Origin of the sequence: Microaerobacter geothermalis, from assembly GCF_021608135.1 — a bacterium.
GTDB classification, from domain to species: Bacteria; Bacillota; Bacilli; order DSM-22679; family DSM-22679; genus Microaerobacter; species Microaerobacter geothermalis.
Window position 1 is genome coordinate 1 of the sequence record NZ_JAKIHL010000026.1, and the last position, 23,327, is coordinate 23,327.

Sequence of the window (23,327 nt, forward strand, 5' to 3'; positions counted from 1 at the left end):
TCTCGATATGGCAGAGTATTTGGAATGGCGAGAAACTCAGGCAACGAAAGCGGTGTCTAAAGTGACTCGCATTGGCTAATTTATTTCTCTAACCGAGGGGAATTTACACACAAATATGGACTTGATCATAAAAAAATAGGTAGGGGCACATCGTATATTGTCTGCACTGTAAACTCAATACATGTGGAGTGTGTAGTTCTGATAAAACGTGCTGATGTAGCCCTCAAAAAAGTTCTCCCCAAATAAAAAACTTCTCCCAGATGGAGAAGGAATGAGGGTTAAGGTAAAGCATGAGAAAAAAGAGCGGGGAAGGCTTGAGAATAAAGGGGTTGGGAAGAAATAAGGATTAAGGGATAAGGAGGGAAAATGGGACAACTTTATTATTCAGACCAACGGTAGAATGCGGGTTTGAAGGGTGCGAAATGGAAGAACTTTTTTATGTAAGAACAGTAGTAGCTGGATGCCAAGGCATTCCGTTCATTAAGGTCAAAGAATTTTTAACAACAGCCGGTTTTAAAAGATTAATAAAAAACTTGGTTAATATATCGGAATTGCGATATAATATTGATATATTAACCAGGGGGTGTTGGTTATGCCAGTGATAAGACCAAGTTCAGATTTGAGAAATAATTATAGCGAAATATCGGAGTTCTGCCATAAATATAAGGAGCCGGTTTACATTACTAAAAACGGCCAGGGAGATTTAGTTGTCATGAGTATTGAAACCTATGAAAAACTGGTGGGTAAATTTGAATTGCATAAATTGATTGACGAGGGTATTGACGCTATGCAAAAGAAAAAAGTGAGAGCTTTTAAGGAAGCATTGGCTGATATAGAGAAAGGTTTGTAAAATGAGTGCTTATATCATTCAAATTACCGAGCCGGCTGAAAAGGATTTATTTGAAATTGGCTCATATATTTCTAAAGAACTCTTAGAACCGGAAACAGCAAAAAAGGTGATTTCAAAAATAGCCAAAGGAATTTATTCCTTAGAAGAGCTGCCATTAAGAAATGCGTTAGTGACTGATGAAAGGTTAGCTCAAAAGGGCATAAGAAAAATTATGGTGGATAACTATATTGTGTTTTACATTGTAAATGAGGAGAGCAAAACAGTTACGATTATCAGAATATTATACGGCAGAAGAGATTGGCTAAATATATTATAAATAAAACCTCTGACAGCTTACCAGCAGTTGTCGGAGTAGAAAATGCCACCAAGCTGATAAAAGATGGGCAACGCATTCGGGTACATGGAACAGAAGGATATGTAGAAATCCTAGCGGATAAAACCGCTTTATATTAACCTCCCATTATCCATATAACATGAACCTTACACGGAGCACAGTCTCAAGCCAAAGCGGTAATGTTTCAGTCTTCCTCTTTGTCCTCAGTGCCATTTGTGATTCGAATCCTTCTTTTCCGCACAATCCGGCTTTTTTCCTTGGCGCCTTTGCGGTTTAATCTTTTTTTACCTTCCCCAATCCAATAAAAGCCCAACGGCCAGCCTTTTTTAAGGCCATGCCGTTGGGCTTTAATTTATCAGTGGCTCCTACTTAGCCAGGTGATAGGATTCCAGGCTTGAAGATATTTTTTCTCCTCCAACGATGAAATCTTGTTGGACCATTCCTACACCTTTGGCATAATACTGATACATAATCGAGCTATCTTCTGAAGAAGTGCTCTTAATCTCGATGCAATTTTCAAAGGTGCCAGCCGGTGTTTATACTGTGGCGGTGTTATCAACAATTTCGAATTGGGTATTGCCGTCATTCCATTTGGTGCCGGTTTGAGTCTCATACGGAAAAGGTACTCAAGCTTAGCCATCCGAAATACAAAGAAAGTGAATCCTGCCAGCCAAAGCCATTGAGCCAAGCGCCATAATCGGGGTACTGGCAGTGTGGTGACAGGAATTTTAGATTGGGAAACATTGGGTGAAGGGCTGATTACCGTCGAAGAATTTTGCTCCGATGCCTCGCCCGAAATTGGAGACTTTGAGGAAATAACCGAATTCGAGTCCAGGGAAGAACCAGCTGTAGGAATATTAGAACCCAGATTGCATAATGCCAGTTTGCACCCAGTCTGTTTTTTACAAGGGACTTCGTAATGAAAAACCTGATGCAGGATGGACTCCATACTAGTCACTCCTCTCATCCAGTAGTTGCTTAAGCTCCTCGATATCATCTGCCGTCAGTTTTTCATCTTGGATGAACTGGACGAGCATCGGTTTAAGTGCGCCACCGTAAACTCTTTGCAGGAAAGAACGGTTCTCGACTTTCATACATTCCGACTGAGTAACCAGAGGAAAATAAAAATAGGTACGGTCAACCTCCTGAAAGCCCACAGCCTTCTTTTTGACCAGCCGGGCCAGCAGAGTCTTTATAGTGGTCGGCTTCCAGTTCGTGTTCTTTGACAGGGTCTCGATAACCTCACTGGCTGTGCACGTTTCTTTTTCCCACAGCACTCTTAAAACTTCCCATTCAGCTTCGGATCGCCGAATTGGCATGCTTTGGGGTTCTCAGATAATAAATGTGGTAACATATCCAGTGTTTTCTTTTGCTTGCTTTTCACAGGACGAAGCATGTGGAGTGTGTGGTCTTGATGTCACGTGTAATTTCTAAATAAAGGATCCAATAGAATGTTTTCAAGAATTTTACCACCTTCTTTTATTTGGTAATGAAAGACAGGTGGTCTTTGATTTGTAAGGTGGAGAGCGAGCAGAGGAAATTCGTAAAGTAGTATTTTTGCAATACGTAAAGTAGTATTTTTGCAATAATCATAGTACAATACTATACATAAAAAAAGTACAACCGCATGACGTGAATACGGGAGGTTTCATTAATTATGAAAGATATTGTAATTTCAAGAATTGGTGAACTTGTGGAAAAACTAGCAAAAGGGGATCAACAAAAGCAGGTGTGGCAGGATTTTCTGGTAGACTTTGCTGAGGTTTGCGAAAAAGCGGATTTAAAGGAAAAGATGAAGGCGCCCATTTCCAATCTCCTAGAGCATATAAGTGAAAAGGAATTGTCAGGTGGCATAGGGCTTTTGCATGAGATGTTAGACAATTTTCCTACAGTCGAGGTGTACGATGCGCTTATAGAAGTCCTCGGGAAAAAGAATGATGAAAATCTGGTAAGGATAGCAGAACTCCGTGATGTTCTTGCTGAACTTTCCACACCGATTATACAGCTGTGGCAGGATGTGCTTCTTGCTCCTGTGATTGGCACACTTGACAGTCAGAGAGCGCAGAACATGGCTGAAAAACTTCTTGAAAGCATTGCCGACACCAGGGCGAAAGTGGTAATTATCGACGTGACTGGAGTTTCTATGATAGATACGGTGGTGGGAGAATTTTTGATTGAAATGTTTTCCGCCGTAAAACTTCTTGGATGCGACGCTATTCTGACTGGGATAAAGCCGGAGATAGCCCATACTCTTGTAAAGCTAGGCATCGATTTTGATATGGTGATTATAAAGAGGGATCTGGAAAGTGCCCTAAAATATACGATCAGTAAGTTCGCTAAAGACATTGAAAAAAACCAGCATAACCAAAAAAGAGGCGATGAAGATGAGAACTAAGGTTGTGCCTACGATTGTGCTTTACGATTATCTGATTGTTCCCATACAGATCGAACTGGACGATGCAACCATAGAAAAACTTCAGATGCAGTTGTTAAATGAAATAAGCGAGAGAAAAATCCGAGGAATAATTATCGATGTCAGCATGGTAGATGTAATAGACAGTTACATATCATTTGTACTTTCTGAAACTGCTGGTATGGCCAAAGCCATGGGCTGCTATACTGTAATCTGCAAAATTCAACCACAGGTAGCGCTTACACTTGCACAGATGGGCATAAAACTGAAGGATATTTATACAACAAACACCCTGGAAGGTGCTATTGATATTCTGAACCAACTTGATTAAGTCTTTAACTGTGCTTTTGATGACGGGGTGATAATGATGTACGATAAAAGTTTTAATGACATTGATATAAATGTTCACGATTATGATATATTTTTAAAAATAAAAGATGAAAACGACATAGCAGTTTCCAGACAGATGGCAAAGAGCTTTGCCCAGAAAAACGATTTTTCACTAGCTGACGTCACAAAAATAGCCACGGTCATATCGGAACTCTCAAGAAACATATACAGGTATGCTAAAGAGGGGTATATTTATATAAAAAAGAAAGAAACGGAGCCAGATAAAGATATTTTGATAGAAATTATAGCATACGATAGAGGTCCTGGAATAGAAAATGTGGAGCGAGCCATAGCCGGAGGTTATACGACGTCGGAAAGGAGTCTAGGTTTGGGATTATCCGGTATCAGAAGACTTATGGACAGCTTCTACATAAAGTCTGAGGTGGGAAAAGGTACTGTTGTAGTGGCGGAAAAGAGGAGGCGTAAATTTTGAGCGGAGGGCTGAAGGTTGATATTGAGATGGAGGCTGACCTCTTTATATTAGAGCACAAAATCAATAAATATTTGCAAAAAAGCTGTTCAGTCATGCCTTCTGCGCCTCTTGTAGCTTTAGTGGCAAGAGAACTTGCCACTAATATTTTAAAATACGGTGGAAAAGGTTTTGTTATTCTAAAAAGAGAGGGGGACAAGCTGACAATTTCTGCTGAGGACGAAGGCATAGCAAATCGTAGAGGCACAATTTATAAACCCAAAAGAGGTCTTGGAATAGGGCTGGATGTTACTAGAAAAAACTGTGAAAAGCTCGATATTGAACATAAAACAGGTGGAGGAATGGTTGTAAAAGCAGTGTTAAGTCTTCCACAGCATCGTAAGGAAGAAGGCTTTGTTCTTCAGGTAGGGGCGGCTTCAAAACCGCATTATCTGGAGGAAGATAGCGGAGATATTACCTTTTACAAAGAGATTGGAGGCAAACATTTTCTATTTGTTGCAGATGTCCTCGGCCACGGTAAAAGGGCTGGAGCCGTTGCGAAGGAGATTGAATTATACTTAAAAAATCTTGATGAGATACATATTGAAAAAATATACGCCGGTCTTGAAAAAACATTGCAGGACACACGCGGGTGTGCAGCTTTTTTAGCTACTGTTTCCCAAAGGGTGTTCGAGTATGTGAACGTTGGCAATATAAAAGGCTGGCTTATACATTCAGGTTATGTAAGGAAATTAAATGGAGTGAATGGAGTTGTTGGAAGAACATCTCTTGAACCAAACCTATTTAAAGAAATCGTACCGACAGATTTTGTTTTAATTGTATGTACAGACGGTATAAAAAAGCGGTTTATTCAGTCGACTGACATGAAATGGCTGAAGGCGATGGGGACTAAGGAGGCAGCGGAAAAAATATTGCAGGAGTTTTCGATTAAAGAAGATGACGCAAGTATTTTAATCGCAAGGGGAGGGAAATGGCTTTGAAGGACACAGAGCATTTTGTTAAGGAATATAAAAACTATCTTTCCAAATACATTTTAAGGGGTGGTCAGGATGAAGTATTGTTTGAGGCCTACCAGAACCTAATAAAACTGCTGGATGAGTCCTCTGCCCAGGCGGCAAACCTCTTAGACATCCACAACCAGGTTTTTAAAGACGTGCTTAATATTAGAAATGATAATGATATGGTCCAGTGGATATATATAGAAAGGGCCACTGAATTCCTCACTCAGATCATAATTGCGACCGATGCTCTGCTTCTGTCCTTAAGGGAGAATGTTGAAAAGGATCCTCTGACTGGCCTATATAACAGGCTTGCCATTGAAAAAACGCTTTCAAGGGTATGGCTGAATGCTCAGGAGGCAAAAACACCACTAACTTTGGTAATGATTGATCTCGACGATTTTAAAGGTGTCAATGACCGTTACGGCCATATGGTAGGAGACGAACTTTTGCAGGAAATAAGTGGTGTTATCAAGAAGAGCTTGAGGGATGGAGATGTGGTTATGAGATTTGGGGGAGAAGAGTTTTTAATTTTGCTATCAAATACGGACGGTGCAGGAGCAGAAAAACCTCTTGAAAGGATAAGAACGCGGATAGAAGAAGGAGTATTTACAGAAAATGATATTAAAATTACCGCCAGCATCGGTGCGGCTGTGTATCCAGACAACCGTCCTTCAAGTATGGAACAGCTCATTGAATTTGCAGATGCTGCGATGTACGAGGCTAAAGCAAAAGGCAAGAACAGACTCGTCTTTTATAGCCTGCTGCACGGCAAAAAATAAGTGAAGTGGTGGATTACAAGGATGTTCTTGCTGTGAAGAGAAGAAAGAGGATTTTTAGTTTTTGATAGATATAATAGGGAGTGAATATTTGTGAGATTTTCAAATGGGGTGTTAGATCTATTTGAAGAGCTAACCTCCCGAACAGAGAAATTGGACTTGACGAACATGAAAGAAATTATCGGTAGACTGACGCAAGAATACGTCGACCGGTTTCAAGCTTTATTAGAGCAGGCGGGGCAAGAAGTAAACGAGGCGGAATTGAGGGAAACCGTGAGTGATTTGTTGGAATTGTTTTCTGGGAACCAAGACAAGGAACTCTTTAAGCGGCGTATAGAATTTGGAAGAAAATTGAGTGCTACAGAAATCCCACTGGAGCAGCTGATAAAGATTTATGGTTCTTTATTCGAACGTTTGTGCGATGAATTAACTTTTGCTTACCAATTTTCGAAAAAAGAACTGCAAAGCTTAAAGTATGGTGCTAAAACGTTGTTCATTGACTTTGGCCTGCAGTTTTGGGGATACGAGGGAGAAAAATTTAACAATTTGCGAGTGCTTTCAACTGTAGATGTTAAAACAGGCTTAATGAGCCGCCGTAAATTTGAGGAAAAGCTGCATCAGGCAATCGAATTTGCAAAGAACACAAAAACGGAATTTTCTTTATACTGTATAGACATGGACAATTTAAGGTTCATTAACGATGTTTTTGGATATATCATAGGAGATATTGTGCTTAAAAATGTGGCTGACCATTTGCTGGAGTCATTGCCTGATCTTTTTGCAGTTGCGCGCATAGGTGATGATGAATTCGGAGTTATACTAATGAATACAGGGCCTGTTGAAGCGCTGGAAAAGGCACAGGTTATATGTAAAAGTATTGCTGAGATGGAAATTAAACCTTTGGGTGACGAGGGGATTTTTGTTACAAGCAGCATTGGTGTCGCTTCGTACCCTCATCATGGACAAGCCCTAGATGATATTATGTTGGCTGCCGATGTTGCTTGCATAACTTCCAAGAGGAAAGGAAGGAACCGAGCGCAGCTTGTAGATCCGACTGACGAGAATATAAATCCTACTGTGGTCCACGAGAGAATTCTTGTTTTGCGGGAAGCTCTAAGTTCAAAAGATCACATAGTCCCCTTCTATCAGCCGATCGTAGACCTGGAGACTGGTGAGCCTATGGCTTACGAAGTGCTTGCTCGCGTCAAGAGAGGAGAAAAGTTTCTTTCAGCCGGACTTTTTGTTGATGCGGCAGAAAAGTCCGGCCTTATGAAAGAAATTGGTAAAAGAGTCATAGAACAGGCAATGAAAGAAAAAAACAGCTCATGGGCAAAAGATAAACTTTTCTTTATTAATTTTTCTATGCGTGAAGTAGAAAACAGGGAAACTATAGGATTCTTAGTCGACTTGTTCAACCGCTATGGAATTAATCCGGAGGAAATTGTGGCCGAAATTACAGAGCGAGAGACCGTCAGGGATATTAATGCTGTGCATACTTTTGCCAAGGAGTTATCAGATCTCAGGGTACGAATGGCCGTAGACGATTTTGGAAGCGGTTTTTCTTCATTTCTTTATCTTCGCTACTTTGACTGCTATTTTGCAAAGATTGAGGGTTCTTTGGTGCGTGATATAACTAGGAGCGGACGTTCAAGGATGATAGTAGAGAATATGGCAAAACTTTTACAAAGGCTATCGATAGAAGTAGTGGCCGAATTCGTAGAAAACCGTGAAATAGCTAGAATATTGAAAAACGCAGGCATCCGATACGGACAGGGTTACTATTTAGGAAAGCCATCTCCGTGCCCTGGTAACGGAAGTTAGCGCAGTACAAGGCGCATGGCAAAGATAAAATAAGTTTGGAGGGATTATTTTGAATGATTTTATTTACAAGAAGATTGAACGCTATGAAAATTTGCTGCGAGAGATGTGGACTGCATCTGAGAAATACATTGGGACGTTTTCTGTGAAACTTTTGGTGGAAAGGGTTGTGTGGGATCTTTCTAAGGAGTATAGAGAAATAGAACTGCTGCACTACAATGAGGGCATGATATCATGTGCAGAAATAGCGGCCAGTATGAAGAAAAATCCAAATCTTCCAATTGATGATATGTTCATGAAGTTTATTACCAGATATGTAGAAATTCTGTCCAGGCTCATTGGGTATGAAAATACGGACAAAATAGCGAATTGGCTGAACGAAGAATTTAGAGATATTCCTTTTGACTCAAAGGACTAGCGTTGCATTAATAAAATCTGATGATTAAAAATACTAGAAATGTTCAATTTTTAGCACGGATGGACCTTGCAACGCTAATGGATTCATAGGAGGAAGTAGAGATGGACAAATTGAAAACAGGAATAAAAAATCTTGATGGTATTCTTTCTGGGGGCATACCTGTGTATTCACTTAATATCGTTTCCGGCTCTCCGGGTAGCGGAAAAACGATATTGGTTCAAAACATTATTTTTAACAGCGCAAGGAATGGTCTTAAAAGTTTATACCTGACCACGATATCTGAATCACAATTTAAGATGGTAAGGCATTTGCAGGAGTTTGAGTTTTTTTCTGACGAGTTTCTGGGGGATAAGTTTATTTACGGTGATCTGGGGACTGTTCTTCGCAAACAGGGCACTGAGAAGATTCTTGAATACCTCACCGAAATGATCAAAAGACATGAGCCCAATATATTCGTAATCGACAGTTTTAAGGCCATAAGAGACATCTTTCCTGATGAGAAAACTTTTAAAGCTTTTGTTTTTGATCTGGCTGCGGCTTTATCGATATGGGAGATTACTGTATTTCTTATAGGCGAGTATGAAGAAATAGAACTGACACGTTTAAGTGAATTCGCCATTGCAGATGGAATTTTTCACCTATACGGGCAGGAGGAAAAGCGGTTTCAAAAAAGGTATTTGCGCATTCTTAAGATGAGAGGGACTAATTTTGAGAATGGCGAACACTTGTTTCAAATTAGCCCTGCGGGAATAGAAGTGTATCCGAGGATAAAGCCGAAGGGTAAAGAACTTCAGTATGGGGTGAGGCAGGGTAGAAAAGGATTTGGAATCACCGGTCTGGACGAAATGATGGATGGCGGATTAACAGAAGGAACGATTACACTTCTTTCAGGAGGAACAGGTACGGGTAAAACTTCTCTTGCTCTTAAATATTTACTGGATGGGGCTGAAAAAGGCGAAAATGGGCTGTTTCTTTCTTTTGAGGAGCCTACATCTCAACTTATGGATAACGCCCGTTATCTAGGATGGGAACTGGATAAATATTTGGCGGATGGTCGACTCGATATTAAATTTATTTCTCCAATAGAACTGGACGTAGATGTGCACGCTTTTGAAATACTAAACATGGTCAGGGGAAATAAGGTGGGTAGGCTAGTTATCGACAGTATATCTTCCTTTGAAAGCAGCGTATCTGATATGCAAAAGTATAAAGATTATCTATGGGCCATAGCACATCAGCTCAAAATGCGAAATATTACTAGCATATTTACGGTACTAAACGAGGACCTCTTTTCACCAGCCTCAGTAACAAAAGATCAAATATCCCTAATAGCCGATAATATAATTATGCTGCGCTATGTGGAAGAAAAGTCAAGCATTAAAAAAATTCTAGGAATCCTTAAAGCTCGTGGGACCAACCACGACAGAGATATTAGAGAATATGAGATTACCCCGAATGGAATAAATGTTCTCGGAAAATTAGATAAAGCAAATATGTTGAGATGAGGTGCAACTGAATGCCAGCAAACCTTTTGTTAAGTGTCTCGTTAAAATACTGGCAGAATTTTCAAGATACTCTTGCCAAGGTGATGGATGTAAATATTTACATCTTTGATATAAACGGCGGTTCTTTTTCCCGATTCAGTAGGGATATTGAAGTGTGTCAGAAGGTAAATAAAGGAGAAGAAAAGATCTGTAATGAGAACTGCATCCGTTTTTATAAAGATATCTTGGGTTCGTTAGAAGATAAAGGCGTATTTACCTGTCCATACGGGATAAGGCTTTATGCCTATGCCCTGGGCACATACGCACAAAAAATAGGCTACCTGATCATCACTCCTGCCAGGATAAAAGAACAGGTAGGCCTCGAAGAAGAAAATACTTTTATAACTAAGGCAAACAGTATTTACAAAACCGTCAATGAGGTTCTTAAGGCCATCCTGGAAAAAAACGTTTTAGGATTACGAAGTCTTGAACTGAACAGCATTTATGAAATCAGCCGCCTGTTGACCTCAACCATCGAATTGGAAAAGGTTATGGACCTAATAACGAATTCCCTGATTATAATATATAAGGCTGAGTTGGGGTTTGTTGGCCTTCGAGAGGGTGATAAAATTAGGGTGGCGCAGGCTAAAGGTGATCACGATCACCTGTTTGTAGGGAAGGAATGGCCGATGGTTCAACCGTTGATCGAAAAGTTCTTTTCAAAAGTAGAGCCCTCTTTTTTGAGTATTAATGAATTAAAGACATTACCGGGTCTTTCCGGTTTGGAGCTTAATTCAGAGAATAAAATCGTGGTTTATCCCCTATGGACTTCTCTGGGTGCTGTTGGTCTTTTAGGCATAGTGTTTTCTCCTGATTCAATGGATGACAATGATAAAAGAAACCTGCAGATCTATGCGAACTTTGTCGCAATAGCTTTGGCTAATGCTAAGCTCGTGAGCCGACTGGAAAGAGAGGCTGAAACCGACTTTTTGACAGGCTTCTTTAATAAACGTGCATTGCGTAACATATTGGTTAATGAACTTGAAAGAACCGTCAGGTACAGGGTTCCTTTGGCAGTTATTTTCATGGATATTGATAGCTTTAAGAGTTACAATGACACTTTTGGTCATGTAGCGGGCGATGTGGTACTGCAGAAGACTGCAGATATAATAAAAGAGTCCATCAGGACTGTGGATATTGCAGGTCGTTACGGAGGCGAGGAGTTTGTAACTATTCTTCCTGGGACAAATGAAGAAGGTGCTATTGCAGTTGCGGAAAGAATACGAAAATCTATAGAAATGTATCCTTTTCCACATCGTAAAGTTACCGTCAGCCTGGGGATAGCTTTAGCGAAAATCAGTGATTCTGTTGATTCCTTGTTTGAAAGGGCAGATCAGGCCTTATATCAAGCAAAAAGAGAAGGAAAAAACCGATTTCACCTGGATCTATCGTGACAATATCACCTTGAATTCTTGGCATTCAGAGAGGAGCTAATAAAGATATTTACTGCGGAGGACCAGATGGAATATAAAGAGTATCAACAGGATAGAAAACAAGAGAAAAATAGAAAAAAATGGGGTAAATTAGGCGGAATTGGAACTATTCTGATTATCGTGGGTGGAAAATTAAAAATTCTCCTACCTCTGCTTAAACTTTTAAAGCTGGGAAAAATCGGCGGAACGTTATGGAGCATGCTTCTCATGATCGGTGCGTATGCTTTGATCTATCCTTGGTCTTTTGCGATTGGAATTGTGATTATGCTTCTGATTCATGAAATGGGACATGTCTTGGCAGCCAAGAGGAAAGGTCTCCCAGTATCGGCACCGGCCTTTATTCCTTTTTTGGGAGCTTTAATTACTATGAAAGAGAGACCAAATAACGCCGAAACTGAAGCGTTTGTCGCTCTTGGAGGACCATTAATTGGAGGTATAGGGGCTTCTTTCGCTCTGTTACTTGGTTTCATTACAGGATATACACCACTTTACATGATCGCATGGATCGGTTTTTTTCTAAATCTGCTAAATTTGCTCCCCATTCATCCCCTTGATGGTGGGAGAATTGTAACGGCAATTTCCCGATGGCTATGGCTTGTGGGGTTAGTTGGGGGATTATTGGTCATATTATACTTAAGGGCATTTATTTTTCTCTTTTTCTGGATTTTGTTTGCTTGGGAACTATATCAAACCTATATCAGGCGTCGAAAGGAACCAAGGGAGGGGACAGCCTCTATTACGGTTTCTCGTAGACTTTTTGAAGAAAACCATGTTCCGATCCCAGGGGAAATGCATTCTCGTAGATTAGATTATCGGCAATATTGTCGTATTGAAGATCGAACTGTAATAGTTGAAGTTTATTACCCTGTACTCGGATTTGTGGGATCTTTTTCTTTTCCCAATGGAACCTTGTTGGATTGCTCTCTTTCTGGGACCCAAACCGATGATGAAGAGAATGTTATCCTTCATCTTAAATTTCGTTATTATCCTCAAAATGAGGGACAAATTACCAAAGAAGAAGCTTATTATCAAGTGCCAAAACGGGTAAGATTTTTTTATGGAGTTGCTTATTTTGGCTTAGCATTTCTTCTGGGTGCTCTTATGGTGGTAACCTCACAGATTACGATCACCCCCGCTCTATAGCCAGTTTTGGAAGCTGTTTTTTCAGTGAATGCTCCCTTCGCTTTTCCCTTTTCTTAAGTATTTGATATAATTAAATGTGGGCATTGCTAGCATCTTTTCTTAGCCTCCATCTGTTTTACATTTGACGCTCAAAACATATAGAGGTTATTTTGGGAGCTGGCAAGCCTTTTTTATTTTTTCAAATTCTGCATATTTTGCTGCAGAACACGATATTTTTATTTTGAGTAATCTTTCTGCCGACCTAAAAAATATATTTTTATAAGGAGATACAGAAAATGGAAGAACAATTTATAAAGGAGGAAGTACTAATCGGGATTATTGAATATCTCGATTGGCCCTTCTATGTGATCAAAGAAGAAAAAATCATCTCCTGCAATAAGGAAACAGTTAAATTATTAGGATACGAAAAAGAGGAAGATATCATTGGGCAACGGCCATATGATTTATCTCCTTTGATACAACATGATGGAAGTAAGTCAGAAGAAAAAGGAAGAACAATGATAAAAACAGCCATAGAAAAAGGATACCACCGTTTTCCTTGGCTTCATCAGAGAAAAGACAAAAAAATCTTTATGGCAGAGGTTTTTTTATACAGTAAGGAAGATAAATTGATGGCAGTTATTATGGATGTGGAAAAAGGAAGAGATTATATTGCAGAAAAAAGATTTATAGAAGAAAAAGTCTATCACTTGATAGAAAAGGATTTGCTCACAGGTGTATATAACAAATATTATTTTGAGAAAAAAATAAATGAAATCATTTGTCAAGCAGAAAAAAAGGGAGAAAATGTTGCACTTTTTTTTATAGATCTAGATAAATTCAAAGAAATCAATGATACAATGGGTCACGAATTTGGAGATAAAATAATACAAAAGGCGACCAACAGTATAAAAAATATACTTCCAAGAAATTGTCTCCTTGGACGATATGGAGGAGATGAATTCATGGTGTTGGCCTACCCTTTAAAAGGAAAGGATGAAGCATACCAAATAGGAAAAGAGATTATGAGAGTCTTTGAAGATCCTTGTGTGGTGGAAGATCACAAAATTTATCTTACAGCAAGTATCGGTATTGCCATATATCCTAAACATGGGAAAGATAGTTCTCAGCTTATTAAAAAAGCAGATATTTCCATGTTTTGTGCAAAAGAAGAAAAAGAAGGGGGGGACAAAATAAAGATTTATGCGGAGGATATGAGCAAGAAAATCACTGAAAAATTCCAAATTCGAAATTATATGAAAGACGCAGTAAAAAACGGAGAAATCTCGATTCACTATCAACCAATTATCGATATAAAAACCGGAAAGATACAAGGTGCAGAAGCATTAATGAGATGGGACAGCCAAACCTTGGGGTGGATGTCGCCTGAAAAATTTATTCCCATTGCAGAAGAAACAGGACAAATCGGTTATTTAGGTAAGTATGTATTGGAAAAGGTATGTCAAGATATAAAAAGATGGCAAAGTATGGGGCTACATGTTGTACCCGTAGCTGTAAATATATCTGTAAAACAATTGGAAAGCAAAAAATTTGTTTATTTGGTAAGAGAAATCATAGATAGTTACGAAATTGATACAAAATATTTAGAGTTTGAAATAACAGAAAGTGTTTCTGTAGGAAATATGTATATCATACAAAAAAATATTGATGAGATAAAAAAATTGGGAATCAATATTTCTATGGACGATTTTGGTACGGGTTATTCCTCTTTAGCGATGCTTTTAAATCTTCAAGTTGATAAAATAAAGATAGATAAAGTATTTATAAAACATATTGGAAAAGAACGGGATGAAAAAATTATCAAGACGGTTATCCAAATGGCGAAGGAAATGGGACTTAGGGTTGTTGCAGAAGGTATAGAAACGAAGGGACAAATTGATTTTTTAAAAAACTTAAACTGTGAATTGGGACAGGGATATTTCTGGGCAAACCCAATGGCAAGTAGGGATTTTGATGAGTATTTAAAAAAGACAAAGAAATGAAAAAAACCACTGCTGCCATAAAAAGAATAGAAAGTTGGCATGCAGTGGTGGTAATTTCGGATATAATATCAGGCAAAAAAGGCACCGATTCCTTTTGTAAGAATATATCCGCCAAAAATCAGCCAAACAAAGAGCATTCCTGCTAGAATAAAGGGTTTGAGGCCGACATTTTTTAGCTTGGAAAAGTTGGTTTCGATCCCGAGGGCCGCCATGGCCATGGCGAGCAGAATGGTGTCGATATTGTTAATGACGGACACGATCTCCTTGGGTAAAAGATTAAGAGAATTAAACCCTGCCACAAGCAGAAAATAAACCGCAAACCAGGGAATTACGATTTTTGACTTTTCATCAGGTTTCTTATTTTGGTCGCCCTTCGTCGGTCGGTTTTTTGTTAAAAAGTAGGACAAAATCACCAAGAAGGGGGCAAGCATCATCACCCGCGTCATTTTAACAATCACGGCGGTATCGCCTGCCACTTTGTTGACGGCACTGCCGGCGACCACTACCTGCGCCACCTCATGTACTGTCGCTCCGACGTAGATGCCGTATTCCTTGGGATCCATCAGCAAAAAGCCGTACTTAAACAAAACCGGATATAAAAACATCCCCAGCGTACCGAACAAAACCACAGTCGCGACAGCCATCGCGGTTTTGTATGGTTCGCTTTTTAGTGTGCTTTCCGTTGCCAGTACCGCCGCTGCTCCGCAGATAGATGCTCCTGAACCAATCAGCATTGAAGAATCGCGGTCAATTCCGAAAACCTTTGTACCTAAAAACCATCCGAACACGAAGGTTCCCGAGACGATAATCGCATCAAGTAGCAAAGCCTCCGCACCAACCGCAAAAACCTGCTGATAGGTGATGCGAAAACCATAGAAAACAATCGCGAAGCGCAAGATGTTTTTTGAACAAAAAATCACTCCTGGAACCCATTCGGCTGGAAGTTTATGTCTTAGGGTGTTTCCATAGATCATACCAAAAATAATTGCAATCACGAGCGGGCTAAATCCGAGTATTTCCACCCATGGCAGTTCGGCAATATACATCGCCGAGAGCGCGAACAGCGAAACGAGAAAGATACCGTTTAGCGTATTGGCCCGATTCGTTTTCGAAAAAGCCATCTTTTAATCCACTCCTTTATATCAGGGTTTTTCACGCCTACCACATATTGAAACGATACTATTTGTAAACGCATTTGTAAAATAATATAATTATATTAAAAAGATAGGTAAACACCTATGGAAGAGGGGTGATGGTGTGACGTTGCGGCACCTGCGTATTTTTATAGAAGTGTGTGACTCAGGTGGTATGACGGCTGCTGCAGAAAAGATGTATATGACTCAGCCGTCAATAAGTCAGGCAATCGCTGAACTTGAAGGTCATTACAATGTCAAATTATTTGAACGGCTGGGACGTAAATTATATATCACTGCTGCTGGGAACAGACTCCTCTCCTATGCTCGTCATATTATTAATTTGTACGAACGGGTAGAACGGGAGGTCCGTGTGATCAGTGAAAACGGTATATTAAGAGTTGGTGCTAGTGTTACCGTGGGTACTTGCATCCTAAGCGAAGTTGTAAAAACTTTTGTGAATCGTTGTTCAAATGTGGAGGTTACAACTACTGTCGACAATACCAAAGTAATTGAGGAGATGATTCTTTCAGATAAAATTGATATTGGATTAGTAGAGGGTTTTATTCATTCTCCTGACATTATTGAAGAGCCATTTTATGATGATGAACTCGTACTTATCTGTCATCCTAAACATCCGTGGGCTGTCAAGGGTTACATTGAGGCAGAAGAGCTAAGTGGATGTCCCCTTATCATACGGGAAAAAGGCAGCGGTACACGGGAATTGTTTGAAGCTGAAATGGCTGTTGCAGGATTAAAATGGAGAACAGTAGGGGTTTATAATAATGCTGAGGCGATAAAAAATGCAGTTGCAGCAGATATGGGAGTTGCGGTGATTTCACGTTTGGCAGTAGAGAGAGAAGTGCAAATGGGTGATATAAAAATTGTAGACATAAAGGGATTACAATTTATGCGAAAATTTAATCTCATTTATCACAAGAACAAATATTTTTCAAATGCGATGCGAGAGATTAGAGACATGTGCCTTCACGGGGGGATTAAAAGAAAGTAGATGCATTCGACGATGGGTATATTGGAATGAAGAATTGGATATTTGGTAAATTTTAGCATGTGAAAGTTGTTGACTCATGGTATGTCAACAACCCTTTTTTGTGTTCACAGCTTCGGGATGAGAGAAAGAAAAAAAGTTGTCGGTAAAAAATTCACAAAATTTCCACAATTACATGTTAAAATAAGTCTAGTTAAGTTATTAATAACAATTATCACTTAATAACAAATTTTTAAAGGAGTTGAGTTTTTGTGGGAGGACCTATGAGCACCTTATTTGGTTACCAATGGTTTATGATAGGATTGGCTTTCTTGATGGCAATCATTTTTATCGTCTGGTTATTGGTGGCAGCTTATAGGAGAACGAATTCAAACATCCCTCATTCTACTGAATGGTGGTTCGTATTTTTGGTCCTTTTGGCAGTTGTCATGGCATTTGCTTGGTCATTAAACAGCCAGGCTGCATACGAAAAGAGTATTGAAAAAGAAGAATCTTTTGACAAGATTATAAGAGTGTATGAATATCAGTGGGGTTTTGCTTTTATTAATGAAAAAACGGGAGAGTCATCGCGAAATTCCATTGAGGTAAAGCCGGGGGAAAAGATTCTCTTCAAGCTTTCGTCAAATGATGTCATTCATGGATTTAACATTCCCTCGGTTGGAATGATTAAAGAAATTGAACCGGGAGCCATTATGCCGGTGTCGATTGAGGCGCCAGAAAAACCGGGTGAATACATCATTCAATGTACAGAATATTGTGGTATTGGACATTATCAAATGAAAGCCAAATTAATTGTTGGAGGTGAAGCTTGATGGCTGTAAGCATTTTTAAGGGTTGGAACGGTCCTGACGTTCAGGAACAGATTGGGGAGCCGTCATGGAAACCCATGAATATTGAAGACATTACGTTGAAGAAATTGTTTTTTAGTAACGATTACCGCATGATCGGTTTAAAACATATTTTGGTTTCTTTAATCTTCTTTATTGTTGGGGGAATGGCGGCGCTATTGATGCGCACAGAATTGGCAGCTCCTGGGAAGACCATTTTGGAAGCGAATCAGTTTTATCGACTTCTTACAGCACACGGGGCAACCATGGTCTTTATGTTTATTATTCCCGCGACATTGGGGATTGCCTACTATATGCTGCCGAAATTGCTGAAGACAAATAAACTGATCTGGACAGGAGCATCACATGTAAGTTTTTGGTTGACGTTAATTGCCGGTATATTGGCATGGGTAGCCTTCTCTGACGCGTCTTGGACTTTCTATCCTCCGTTAAGCCTTCGTGTTGCGGGTGACCGTGCACCCTTGTTCTTTATTGCTGTCATGTTGATCGCACTGGCGGAATTTATCAGCGGTGCGGTGTTTTTGGCAAATACTCTAAAGAACAGAGCGATGCCTTTGAAAAAGATGCCTTTGTTGGGATGGGCGATGTTGGTTGACGGAATTATGTTGTTGCTGTCTGTTCCCGGCTTGTTCATTGTAGGTTTTATTTTGTTGACCGACTGGATGGGAGTCACCGCCCTGTTTGATCCTGCCCGGGGAGGGTCATCTCAATTGTTCATGTATTTATTCTGGTGGTATGGACATCCTGCTGTATATTTGCCCTTTTTGCCAGCAGTTGGGTTTGTATATACACTTTTGCCGCGCTATCTAAAAAGACCGATGTGGAGTTACGGTTCAGGAATCGTTGCGTTTCTGTTGTTAACGGCCTTGGGGTTTGTGGTCTTTAGACACCATTTCCAGCCGAGCAGTACTACTGCAGGTGCACTAGAAAACGCATTTTCCATCTTTACACTGTTGATCATCATCCCCAGTTCCATGCACGTATTCAACTGGATAGCCACCCTTTGGAAAGGAAGACCTAAAGGGGCTCGTACTGGTACAGCCTTCAACTTCATGATCGCTGCCATCGCCTTTATGATATATGGGGGCGTGGTTGGATTTATCAACGCACAAATCCCACTTGATGAATCATTTGTTCATGATACCTATTTTGTGGTTGGACACTTTCATGCCATGTTTCTGGGATTTGTCACCCAGATGACCTTTTCTGCTATTTATTACCTGTATCCCTATTTTACCGGAAGATTCATTAACGAACGCCTTGGAAATCTGCACTTCTGGTTGTGGCAGATCGGTATTTTTACCTTGACAACTATGTTTTATATTCTTGGAATGTTAGGTATGCCGCGACGGGTTTATGATTACCTGGATACACAAACATTGTTCAACCTACTGGCCACAGTTGGCGCTTTCCTGGTTGCTGCTGGAATGGCGGTTTTCATTTATAACTTCATCAGAAGTGCTAAGAACGGCCAGAAAGTAACTTCTGACCCCTATTCAGATAAATCTAGGGGAACTTCATCTGGGGAGGTGGCATAATGAACAGTTCCATGGGAAATTTACAGACACAAATGAATCCTCCAGATTTGAGAACACCTCGTAAGGGTTCATCAATTCTTACTTATTGGCTAGTGACTATTATAGTCATTGTGATTGCAGTACCTGTTTATGCCATAGGCTTTTCCCCTAAACTGGAATTGATTTCTCAGACAAATTTGCCTGAATATCAGGAGATGGGTTTTATCCCTAAAGAAATCATAACAGCAGAGGAAAAAGAAGAGCGGGAAGAAATTGAAAAGGAAACGGCAAACCTGAAGATTGATCAAACTATTAATCTGAGCATGTATGAATGGGGATTTGATAAATCAAACCTTAATGTGAAAAACGGCGAAGTCGTAAAGTTTATTGTAACCAATGACGGTAATATTCCACATGAATGGATGATCATGAAGGCTGAAACCATGGAAGAAGTAAAAACATGGATGGAAAATGCGGATTTTCTGCTGAAGGAACATGAAGCGCTAGTAGAAGCTGCAATGATGCTTCCCGGCCAGACGTTTGAAACCATATTTCAGGCAGAACAGCCGGGAATGTACATGTTTATGTGTATGTTTCCCTATCATATGCAGATGGGAATGATGGGAATGATCATGGTAGACAGTGATATGAACATGGGCAACAGTATGAACAGCAATGCCCAAATGAACATGAACGGTGACAGTCAAATGAACATGAACGAAATGGAAAACGATGGTGGTGGCATGAAAAAATAAACCAGTGATGAATAGGTCTTCACTGGTTTTTCTTTTTATCGCTGGTGCCCAGCTGGCTGATATTTTGTAGCTATAATTTCTGATGTTGGAGTCAACCGGCATAATTCTGTTTATTTTTTTGTTCACTGGACAGCACACTTGCTTTTTCGATGATATCTCTCATGGATAAAGCAAAAAAATGTTTTGTTTCTTCTCCAATGATCACTCCAATGGATGCAGATATTTTTATATGTTCAAACTCGAAAAAATTTGAAGCTTGTCTGACCAATTCCATTGTATCTTCCTTATTTCTTCTTGTGATGATAATAAATTCATCTCCTGCATATCGACAAAGATAGTCCTCGTTTTTAAGAAAAAGTTGAAGCTTGTTTACAAAAGTACGTAGAACATCGTTTCCAAAGGGATGCCCGTATAGTTTGTTAATTAACCCGAATTGATCCAAATCAATGAATAACAGATTAAACAGTTGTTTTTCTTTCAGGAGGCGTTCTCCAATATATTCGATGTAAGAACTTTTGTAAACCCCGGTTAAAAGATCTGTGCTTTTCCCAATTAATTCTTGTAGATTCCCTTTTGTAATGATTCCAACACACATATCTTCGGTTACCACAGGAATCCTCTCTATTTGAAACTTTTTCATCAATTCATTGGCTTCCCAGATCGTCGCTGTATAAGGAACGGTGATCACCTGTTTTGTCATTGCATCAGCGACCAGCCGGTTAGGATGGGTTAATCTAATATCCCTCGATGTAATGATTCCTACCAGTTTCCCTTGATCCATTACCAGCAGGGACCCAATTCTGAGAGAAGTCATCTTTTCTGATGCATAACGAACGCTCTTATCCGGTGAAACACTATGTATGTTTTTTTCCATTACATCGGATACAATCAATTTAACTCCACTTCCCTTTGAACAGATATGGATATTTTCATCTCCGAACGTAAAACCATATGATCTGAAGTAATACTTTCGGCTTCTTCAAGGATTATTTTTGTAATTAATTCTGCACTTAAAATATCTTTCAATGATTTGCGAATAAGAATGGCTTCAATTCGGGGATGTTCTACTTGAATCAGATCAAACTGTTCAGGTGATAGAGCCTCAGCCATTCTTCTGGCAGCTTCTGGCCCAATTGGAGCTTTTTTGCCGATAATCAGTACGTCTTGCATAGGAGGCATGTCAAATTCTGATAATTTTAAGGAAATGCTTGCTTTTCTTTGGGAAGATTTCTTTAGCATAATATTTATTCATCTCTTTCCAAAAAATTTATATAAATTGGGACTTGACGAATGATCATTACAACAATATTTATAATATCATAAAATGTTGAACAGTGACAAAAAATGTATGGAATAAACAGATGACTGATTTTAAATAATCTTGAACAAATTGTGACTCTTTTCACATAACAGTTGTGCGAATAACCATTGCAGAGTATGATGATACCAGCAGGAAGTGAGAGTGAGGGGGATAGGATGAAAGAGCAGATTCTTTTACTTGGTACGGGGTATGGTGGGATGTCTTTTTTACAGAATATCCTGCCCGATATACCTAGGTATGTTGAAATAACGGTCATTGACCGTTTGCCCTTTCATACCATTAAACCGGAATATTATGCTTTAGCTGCAGGTTCAATGGTGGACAAAGATGTGATCACCTCTTTTCCAGAGCATCCACAAATCATATATATTACTGATGAAGTTGAAGAGATTCAAGTTATGAATCAACAAGTGATTTGCAGAAACGGAACATTTCCTTACCAGAAATTAATCGTTGCATTGGGATGTGTGGACAATTATTTTCAGGTTCCGTGGGCTGAAGAATTCACGGAAAGCATTCAAACTTATCAGAAGGCCCTTAACACCAGGGAGAAAATTAAACGGTTAAAACCCAATCAATCGGTAGTGATTATCGGCGCAGGATTAACAGGTATTGAGTTTTGTTGTGAATTGAGGGAATTAAGACCTGACATAAACATAACACTTTTAGAGCAAGGACCATCAATTCTACCCACTTTGCCAAGAAAAATACAGGAATATGTTCAAGATTATCTTGAAGAGTTAGAGATAGAAATATTCACGAATATACGAGTAAGATTAATCGAGCAAAATAAGGTTCATTTTCAATTTGAAGACCAGCCTATACAATTTGACGTGTGCATATGGGCTGCCGGAATTAAAGCAAATCCGATTATTTCACCTCTAATTCCTTACAGCGGACCGGATCGCATTGGTAGATTAACCGTCAAGGAGAACTACGAACTTCCTTATAGGGAAAATATTTTTGTCATTGGAGACTGCGCCAGCTCAGCATTTGCCCCTAGTGCTCAGTTGGCTAATATACATGGTAAGCAATTGGCCCACTACTTTACCTCAGTTTGGACAGGACAGGAATATCGACCAGAGCCAATTAAACTAAAGGGTGTACTCGGATATTTGGGTAAGAAAAGGGGATTTGGGTTAATTAATGATACCGCTGTGCTTGGTCCAATTCCCCGTGTTATTAAATCAGGAATACTTTGGCTCCATAAACATCATATTGGGTAATTAACCGGCATCCAATCACTTGGCGATTCGCCAAGTTTTTTATTGTTTTCATGATCCTGATTTTTTCGATGCGTATTTTTGCGAATGCCAAGTGTTTCTCATGTTTATTTTTTGATCAGGAGGGAATAGTACAAAAAGAAAAACGCAGGACAAAACTTTTCAAACAAAAGTATTGATTTTATTTATTATTATATTATAATAATTATTGTAGAGTTATTATTTGCCAATTTATCATCCATGTTTAGGATGGCTATATATTTTAAGGAGGTTTTTTAAATGGCAAAATTTCAATTACCACCCTTACCTTATTCATTTGATGCTTTAGAGCCCCACATTGATGCTCAGACCATGGAGATTCACCATGATCGTCACCATGCAACTTATGTAAATAATCTAAACGCTGCATTGGAAGGACATGAAGAATTACAGAATAAAAGCATTGAAGATCTCATTAGTGATTTAAACAGCGTACCAGAACATATTCGGACTGCAGTCAGGAATAATGGCGGAGGACATGCGAACCACTCTTTATTCTGGGAAGTGATGAGTCCCAATGGTGGAGGAGCACCAAGCGGCGATTTGGCAGATGCCATCAACAGTACCTTTGGCAGCTTTGACAAGTTTAAAGAGGACTTTTCCAAGGCTGCTGCCACCCGTTTTGGCAGTGGGTGGGCGTGGCTTGTTGTTGACAAAAGCGGAAACCTCGCGGTTACCAGCACGCCCAACCAAGACAGCCCATTGATGGAAGGGAATACTCCCATCTTAGGATTGGATGTTTGGGAACATGCTTACTACTTAAAGTATCAAAATAAGCGACCCGATTATATTTCCGCCTTTTGGAATGTTGTTAATTGGGATGAAGTGAGCAAGCGTTACGCTAAGGCCCGCGGATAGTATTCGATGAAACGAATCCATAAATGAATCAAAAAATTCCTGCCGATAGCAACTGGCGGGAATTTTTTGATTCAAAGGGGATAAATCATAAT

General features: G+C 39.6%; 24 protein-coding genes and 1 pseudogene. 20 read left to right on the top strand and 5 right to left on the bottom strand.

What is annotated here, in order from left to right:
* Window positions 1-592: 592 nt before the first annotated feature.
* The 3 genes and pseudogenes from L1765_RS10375 to L1765_RS10385 form a co-directional block, all read left to right on the top strand.
* The gene (locus L1765_RS10375; protein WP_236406991.1) at window positions 593-850 is read left to right on the top strand and encodes a type II toxin-antitoxin system Phd/YefM family antitoxin; all 258 of its coding nucleotides are present in this window, start codon (window positions 593-595) and stop codon (window positions 848-850) included.
* A 1-nt stretch (window position 851) separates the two neighbouring features.
* Window positions 852-1,166, top strand: a complete 315-nt coding sequence (locus tag L1765_RS10380; RefSeq protein ID WP_236406994.1) for a type II toxin-antitoxin system RelE/ParE family toxin — start codon at window positions 852-854, stop codon at window positions 1,164-1,166.
* A gap of 17 nt (window positions 1,167-1,183) precedes the next feature.
* Window positions 1,184-1,303, top strand: a pseudogene (locus L1765_RS10385) (PEP-utilizing enzyme); the annotation flags it as partial.
* A 323-nt stretch (window positions 1,304-1,626) separates the two neighbouring features.
* Here the strand turns inward: L1765_RS10385 and L1765_RS10390 are convergent.
* Both L1765_RS10390 and L1765_RS10395 read right to left on the bottom strand, forming a co-directional pair.
* Window positions 1,627-2,133, bottom strand: coding sequence for a hypothetical protein (locus L1765_RS10390; protein ID WP_236406998.1), 507 nt, complete (start codon window positions 2,131-2,133; stop codon window positions 1,627-1,629).
* Between the two features lies 1 nt (window position 2,134).
* Complete coding sequence (locus tag L1765_RS10395; RefSeq protein WP_268928846.1) at window positions 2,135-2,503, bottom strand: BlaI/MecI/CopY family transcriptional regulator; 369 nt, start codon at window positions 2,501-2,503, stop codon at window positions 2,135-2,137.
* Window positions 2,504-2,841: 338 nt separating this feature from the next.
* Here L1765_RS10395 and L1765_RS10400 point away from each other — a divergent pair, with 338 nt between their 5' ends.
* The 11 genes from L1765_RS10400 to L1765_RS10450 all read left to right on the top strand — a co-directional run bounded on the left by L1765_RS10400 (window position 2,842) and on the right by L1765_RS10450 (window position 14,532).
* Window positions 2,842-3,579, top strand: a complete 738-nt coding sequence (locus L1765_RS10400) for an STAS domain-containing protein (RefSeq protein WP_236407003.1) — start codon at window positions 2,842-2,844, stop codon at window positions 3,577-3,579.
* Window positions 3,569-3,928: an STAS domain-containing protein gene (locus tag L1765_RS10405; protein ID WP_236407005.1), complete on the top strand. Its 360-nt coding sequence runs from the start codon at window positions 3,569-3,571 to the stop codon at window positions 3,926-3,928. The genes L1765_RS10400 and L1765_RS10405 overlap by 11 nt, the downstream gene beginning before the upstream one ends.
* Window positions 3,929-3,964: 36 nt before the next feature.
* The gene (locus tag L1765_RS10410; protein WP_236407006.1) at window positions 3,965-4,420 is read left to right on the top strand and encodes an anti-sigma regulatory factor; all 456 of its coding nucleotides are present in this window, start codon (window positions 3,965-3,967) and stop codon (window positions 4,418-4,420) included.
* On the top strand, window positions 4,417-5,397 hold the full coding sequence (locus tag L1765_RS10415) for a SpoIIE family protein phosphatase (RefSeq protein WP_236407008.1): 981 nt from the start codon (window positions 4,417-4,419) through the stop codon (window positions 5,395-5,397). The genes L1765_RS10410 and L1765_RS10415 overlap by 4 nt, the downstream gene beginning before the upstream one ends.
* Complete coding sequence (locus L1765_RS10420) at window positions 5,388-6,197, top strand: GGDEF domain-containing protein (protein ID WP_236407010.1); 810 nt, start codon at window positions 5,388-5,390, stop codon at window positions 6,195-6,197. The genes L1765_RS10415 and L1765_RS10420 overlap by 10 nt, the downstream gene beginning before the upstream one ends.
* Window positions 6,198-6,287: 90 nt before the next feature.
* Window positions 6,288-8,015 (top strand): putative bifunctional diguanylate cyclase/phosphodiesterase, encoded by a 1,728-nt coding sequence (locus L1765_RS10425; protein ID WP_236407012.1) that lies wholly within the window; start codon window positions 6,288-6,290, stop codon window positions 8,013-8,015.
* A gap of 49 nt (window positions 8,016-8,064) precedes the next feature.
* Window positions 8,065-8,430 carry a hypothetical protein gene (locus L1765_RS10430; RefSeq protein WP_236407015.1) on the top strand — a complete coding sequence of 122 codons (366 nt, stop codon included), beginning with the start codon at window positions 8,065-8,067 and terminating at the stop codon, window positions 8,428-8,430.
* A 101-nt stretch (window positions 8,431-8,531) separates the two neighbouring features.
* Complete coding sequence (locus tag L1765_RS10435) at window positions 8,532-9,935, top strand: ATPase domain-containing protein (protein WP_236407017.1); 1,404 nt, start codon at window positions 8,532-8,534, stop codon at window positions 9,933-9,935.
* Between the two features lie 11 nt (window positions 9,936-9,946).
* Entirely contained in the window at window positions 9,947-11,368 is a 1,422-nt protein-coding gene (locus L1765_RS10440) for a diguanylate cyclase (protein ID WP_268928848.1), read from the top strand.
* Window positions 11,369-11,434: 66 nt separating this feature from the next.
* Window positions 11,435-12,550: a site-2 protease family protein gene (locus L1765_RS10445; protein ID WP_236407021.1), complete on the top strand. Its 1,116-nt coding sequence runs from the start codon at window positions 11,435-11,437 to the stop codon at window positions 12,548-12,550.
* Window positions 12,551-12,894: 344 nt separating this feature from the next.
* Window positions 12,895-14,532: a putative bifunctional diguanylate cyclase/phosphodiesterase gene (locus L1765_RS10450; RefSeq protein ID WP_236407023.1), complete on the top strand. Its 1,638-nt coding sequence runs from the start codon at window positions 12,895-12,897 to the stop codon at window positions 14,530-14,532.
* 68 nt (window positions 14,533-14,600) lie between these two features.
* On the opposite strand, the gene L1765_RS10455 is transcribed toward L1765_RS10450, so the two are convergent.
* Window positions 14,601-15,653, bottom strand: coding sequence for a YeiH family protein (locus L1765_RS10455; protein WP_236407025.1), 1,053 nt, complete (start codon window positions 15,651-15,653; stop codon window positions 14,601-14,603).
* Window positions 15,654-15,789: 136 nt separating this feature from the next.
* On the opposite strand from L1765_RS10455, the gene L1765_RS10460 reads away from it, so the two are divergent.
* The 4 genes from L1765_RS10460 to L1765_RS10475 all read left to right on the top strand — a co-directional run bounded on the left by L1765_RS10460 (window position 15,790) and on the right by L1765_RS10475 (window position 19,794).
* A complete protein-coding gene (locus L1765_RS10460) occupies window positions 15,790-16,677 on the top strand; it encodes a LysR family transcriptional regulator (protein ID WP_236407026.1) in 888 nt (295 codons plus the stop codon).
* A gap of 260 nt (window positions 16,678-16,937) precedes the next feature.
* Window positions 16,938-17,486 (top strand): cytochrome c oxidase subunit II, encoded by a 549-nt coding sequence (locus L1765_RS10465; RefSeq protein WP_236407028.1) that lies wholly within the window; start codon window positions 16,938-16,940, stop codon window positions 17,484-17,486.
* Entirely contained in the window at window positions 17,486-19,060 is a 1,575-nt protein-coding gene (locus L1765_RS10470) for a cytochrome c oxidase subunit I (protein WP_236407030.1), read from the top strand. The genes L1765_RS10465 and L1765_RS10470 overlap by 1 nt, the downstream gene beginning before the upstream one ends.
* Window positions 19,060-19,794 (top strand): plastocyanin/azurin family copper-binding protein, encoded by a 735-nt coding sequence (locus L1765_RS10475; RefSeq protein ID WP_236407033.1) that lies wholly within the window; start codon window positions 19,060-19,062, stop codon window positions 19,792-19,794. The genes L1765_RS10470 and L1765_RS10475 overlap by 1 nt, the downstream gene beginning before the upstream one ends.
* 91 nt (window positions 19,795-19,885) lie before the next feature.
* On the opposite strand, the gene L1765_RS10480 is transcribed toward L1765_RS10475, so the two are convergent.
* Together L1765_RS10480 and L1765_RS10485 are read right to left on the bottom strand one after the other, a co-directional pair.
* Window positions 19,886-20,668 carry a GGDEF domain-containing protein gene (locus tag L1765_RS10480; protein ID WP_236407035.1) on the bottom strand — a complete coding sequence of 261 codons (783 nt, stop codon included), beginning with the start codon at window positions 20,666-20,668 and terminating at the stop codon, window positions 19,886-19,888.
* Window positions 20,669-20,682: 14 nt separating this feature from the next.
* Window positions 20,683-21,033, bottom strand: coding sequence for a hypothetical protein (locus L1765_RS10485; RefSeq protein ID WP_236407039.1), 351 nt, complete (start codon window positions 21,031-21,033; stop codon window positions 20,683-20,685).
* 237 nt (window positions 21,034-21,270) lie between these two features.
* Between L1765_RS10485 and L1765_RS10490 the strand changes: the two genes are divergently transcribed.
* Entirely contained in the window at window positions 21,271-22,341 is a 1,071-nt protein-coding gene (locus tag L1765_RS10490) for an NAD(P)/FAD-dependent oxidoreductase (protein WP_236407041.1), read from the top strand.
* A 276-nt stretch (window positions 22,342-22,617) separates the two neighbouring features.
* Window positions 22,618-23,235, top strand: coding sequence for a superoxide dismutase (locus L1765_RS10495; RefSeq protein ID WP_236407042.1), 618 nt, complete (start codon window positions 22,618-22,620; stop codon window positions 23,233-23,235).
* Window positions 23,236-23,327 lie beyond the last annotated feature (92 nt).

What these genes read in the sequence shown, in the direction of transcription:
- L1765_RS10375 (WP_236406991.1), top strand. Translation starts at nt 593, where the DNA reads ATGCCAGTGATAAGACCAAGTTCAGATTTGAGAAATAATTATAGCGAA.
- L1765_RS10380 (WP_236406994.1), top strand. Translation starts at nt 852, where the DNA reads ATGAGTGCTTATATCATTCAAATTACCGAGCCGGCTGAAAAGGATTTA.
- L1765_RS10390 (WP_236406998.1), bottom strand. Translation starts at nt 2,133, where the DNA reads ATGGAGTCCATCCTGCATCAGGTTTTTCATTACGAAGTCCCTTGTAAA.
- L1765_RS10395 (WP_268928846.1), bottom strand. Translation starts at nt 2,503, where the DNA reads ATGCCAATTCGGCGATCCGAAGCTGAATGGGAAGTTTTAAGAGTGCTG.
- L1765_RS10400 (WP_236407003.1), top strand. Translation starts at nt 2,842, where the DNA reads ATGAAAGATATTGTAATTTCAAGAATTGGTGAACTTGTGGAAAAACTA.
- L1765_RS10405 (WP_236407005.1), top strand. Translation starts at nt 3,569, where the DNA reads ATGAGAACTAAGGTTGTGCCTACGATTGTGCTTTACGATTATCTGATT.
- L1765_RS10410 (WP_236407006.1), top strand. Translation starts at nt 3,965, where the DNA reads ATGTACGATAAAAGTTTTAATGACATTGATATAAATGTTCACGATTAT.
- L1765_RS10420 (WP_236407010.1), top strand. Translation starts at nt 5,388, where the DNA reads ATGGCTTTGAAGGACACAGAGCATTTTGTTAAGGAATATAAAAACTAT.
- L1765_RS10435 (WP_236407017.1), top strand. Translation starts at nt 8,532, where the DNA reads ATGGACAAATTGAAAACAGGAATAAAAAATCTTGATGGTATTCTTTCT.
- L1765_RS10440 (WP_268928848.1), top strand. Translation starts at nt 9,947, where the DNA reads ATGCCAGCAAACCTTTTGTTAAGTGTCTCGTTAAAATACTGGCAGAAT.
- L1765_RS10445 (WP_236407021.1), top strand. Translation starts at nt 11,435, where the DNA reads ATGGAATATAAAGAGTATCAACAGGATAGAAAACAAGAGAAAAATAGA.
- L1765_RS10455 (WP_236407025.1), bottom strand. Translation starts at nt 15,653, where the DNA reads ATGGCTTTTTCGAAAACGAATCGGGCCAATACGCTAAACGGTATCTTT.
- L1765_RS10465 (WP_236407028.1), top strand. Translation starts at nt 16,938, where the DNA reads ATGAGCACCTTATTTGGTTACCAATGGTTTATGATAGGATTGGCTTTC.
- L1765_RS10470 (WP_236407030.1), top strand. Translation starts at nt 17,486, where the DNA reads ATGGCTGTAAGCATTTTTAAGGGTTGGAACGGTCCTGACGTTCAGGAA.
- L1765_RS10475 (WP_236407033.1), top strand. Translation starts at nt 19,060, where the DNA reads ATGAACAGTTCCATGGGAAATTTACAGACACAAATGAATCCTCCAGAT.
- L1765_RS10480 (WP_236407035.1), bottom strand. Translation starts at nt 20,668, where the DNA reads ATGGAAAAAAACATACATAGTGTTTCACCGGATAAGAGCGTTCGTTAT.
- L1765_RS10485 (WP_236407039.1), bottom strand. Translation starts at nt 21,033, where the DNA reads ATGCTAAAGAAATCTTCCCAAAGAAAAGCAAGCATTTCCTTAAAATTA.
- L1765_RS10490 (WP_236407041.1), top strand. Translation starts at nt 21,271, where the DNA reads ATGAAAGAGCAGATTCTTTTACTTGGTACGGGGTATGGTGGGATGTCT.
- L1765_RS10495 (WP_236407042.1), top strand. Translation starts at nt 22,618, where the DNA reads ATGGCAAAATTTCAATTACCACCCTTACCTTATTCATTTGATGCTTTA.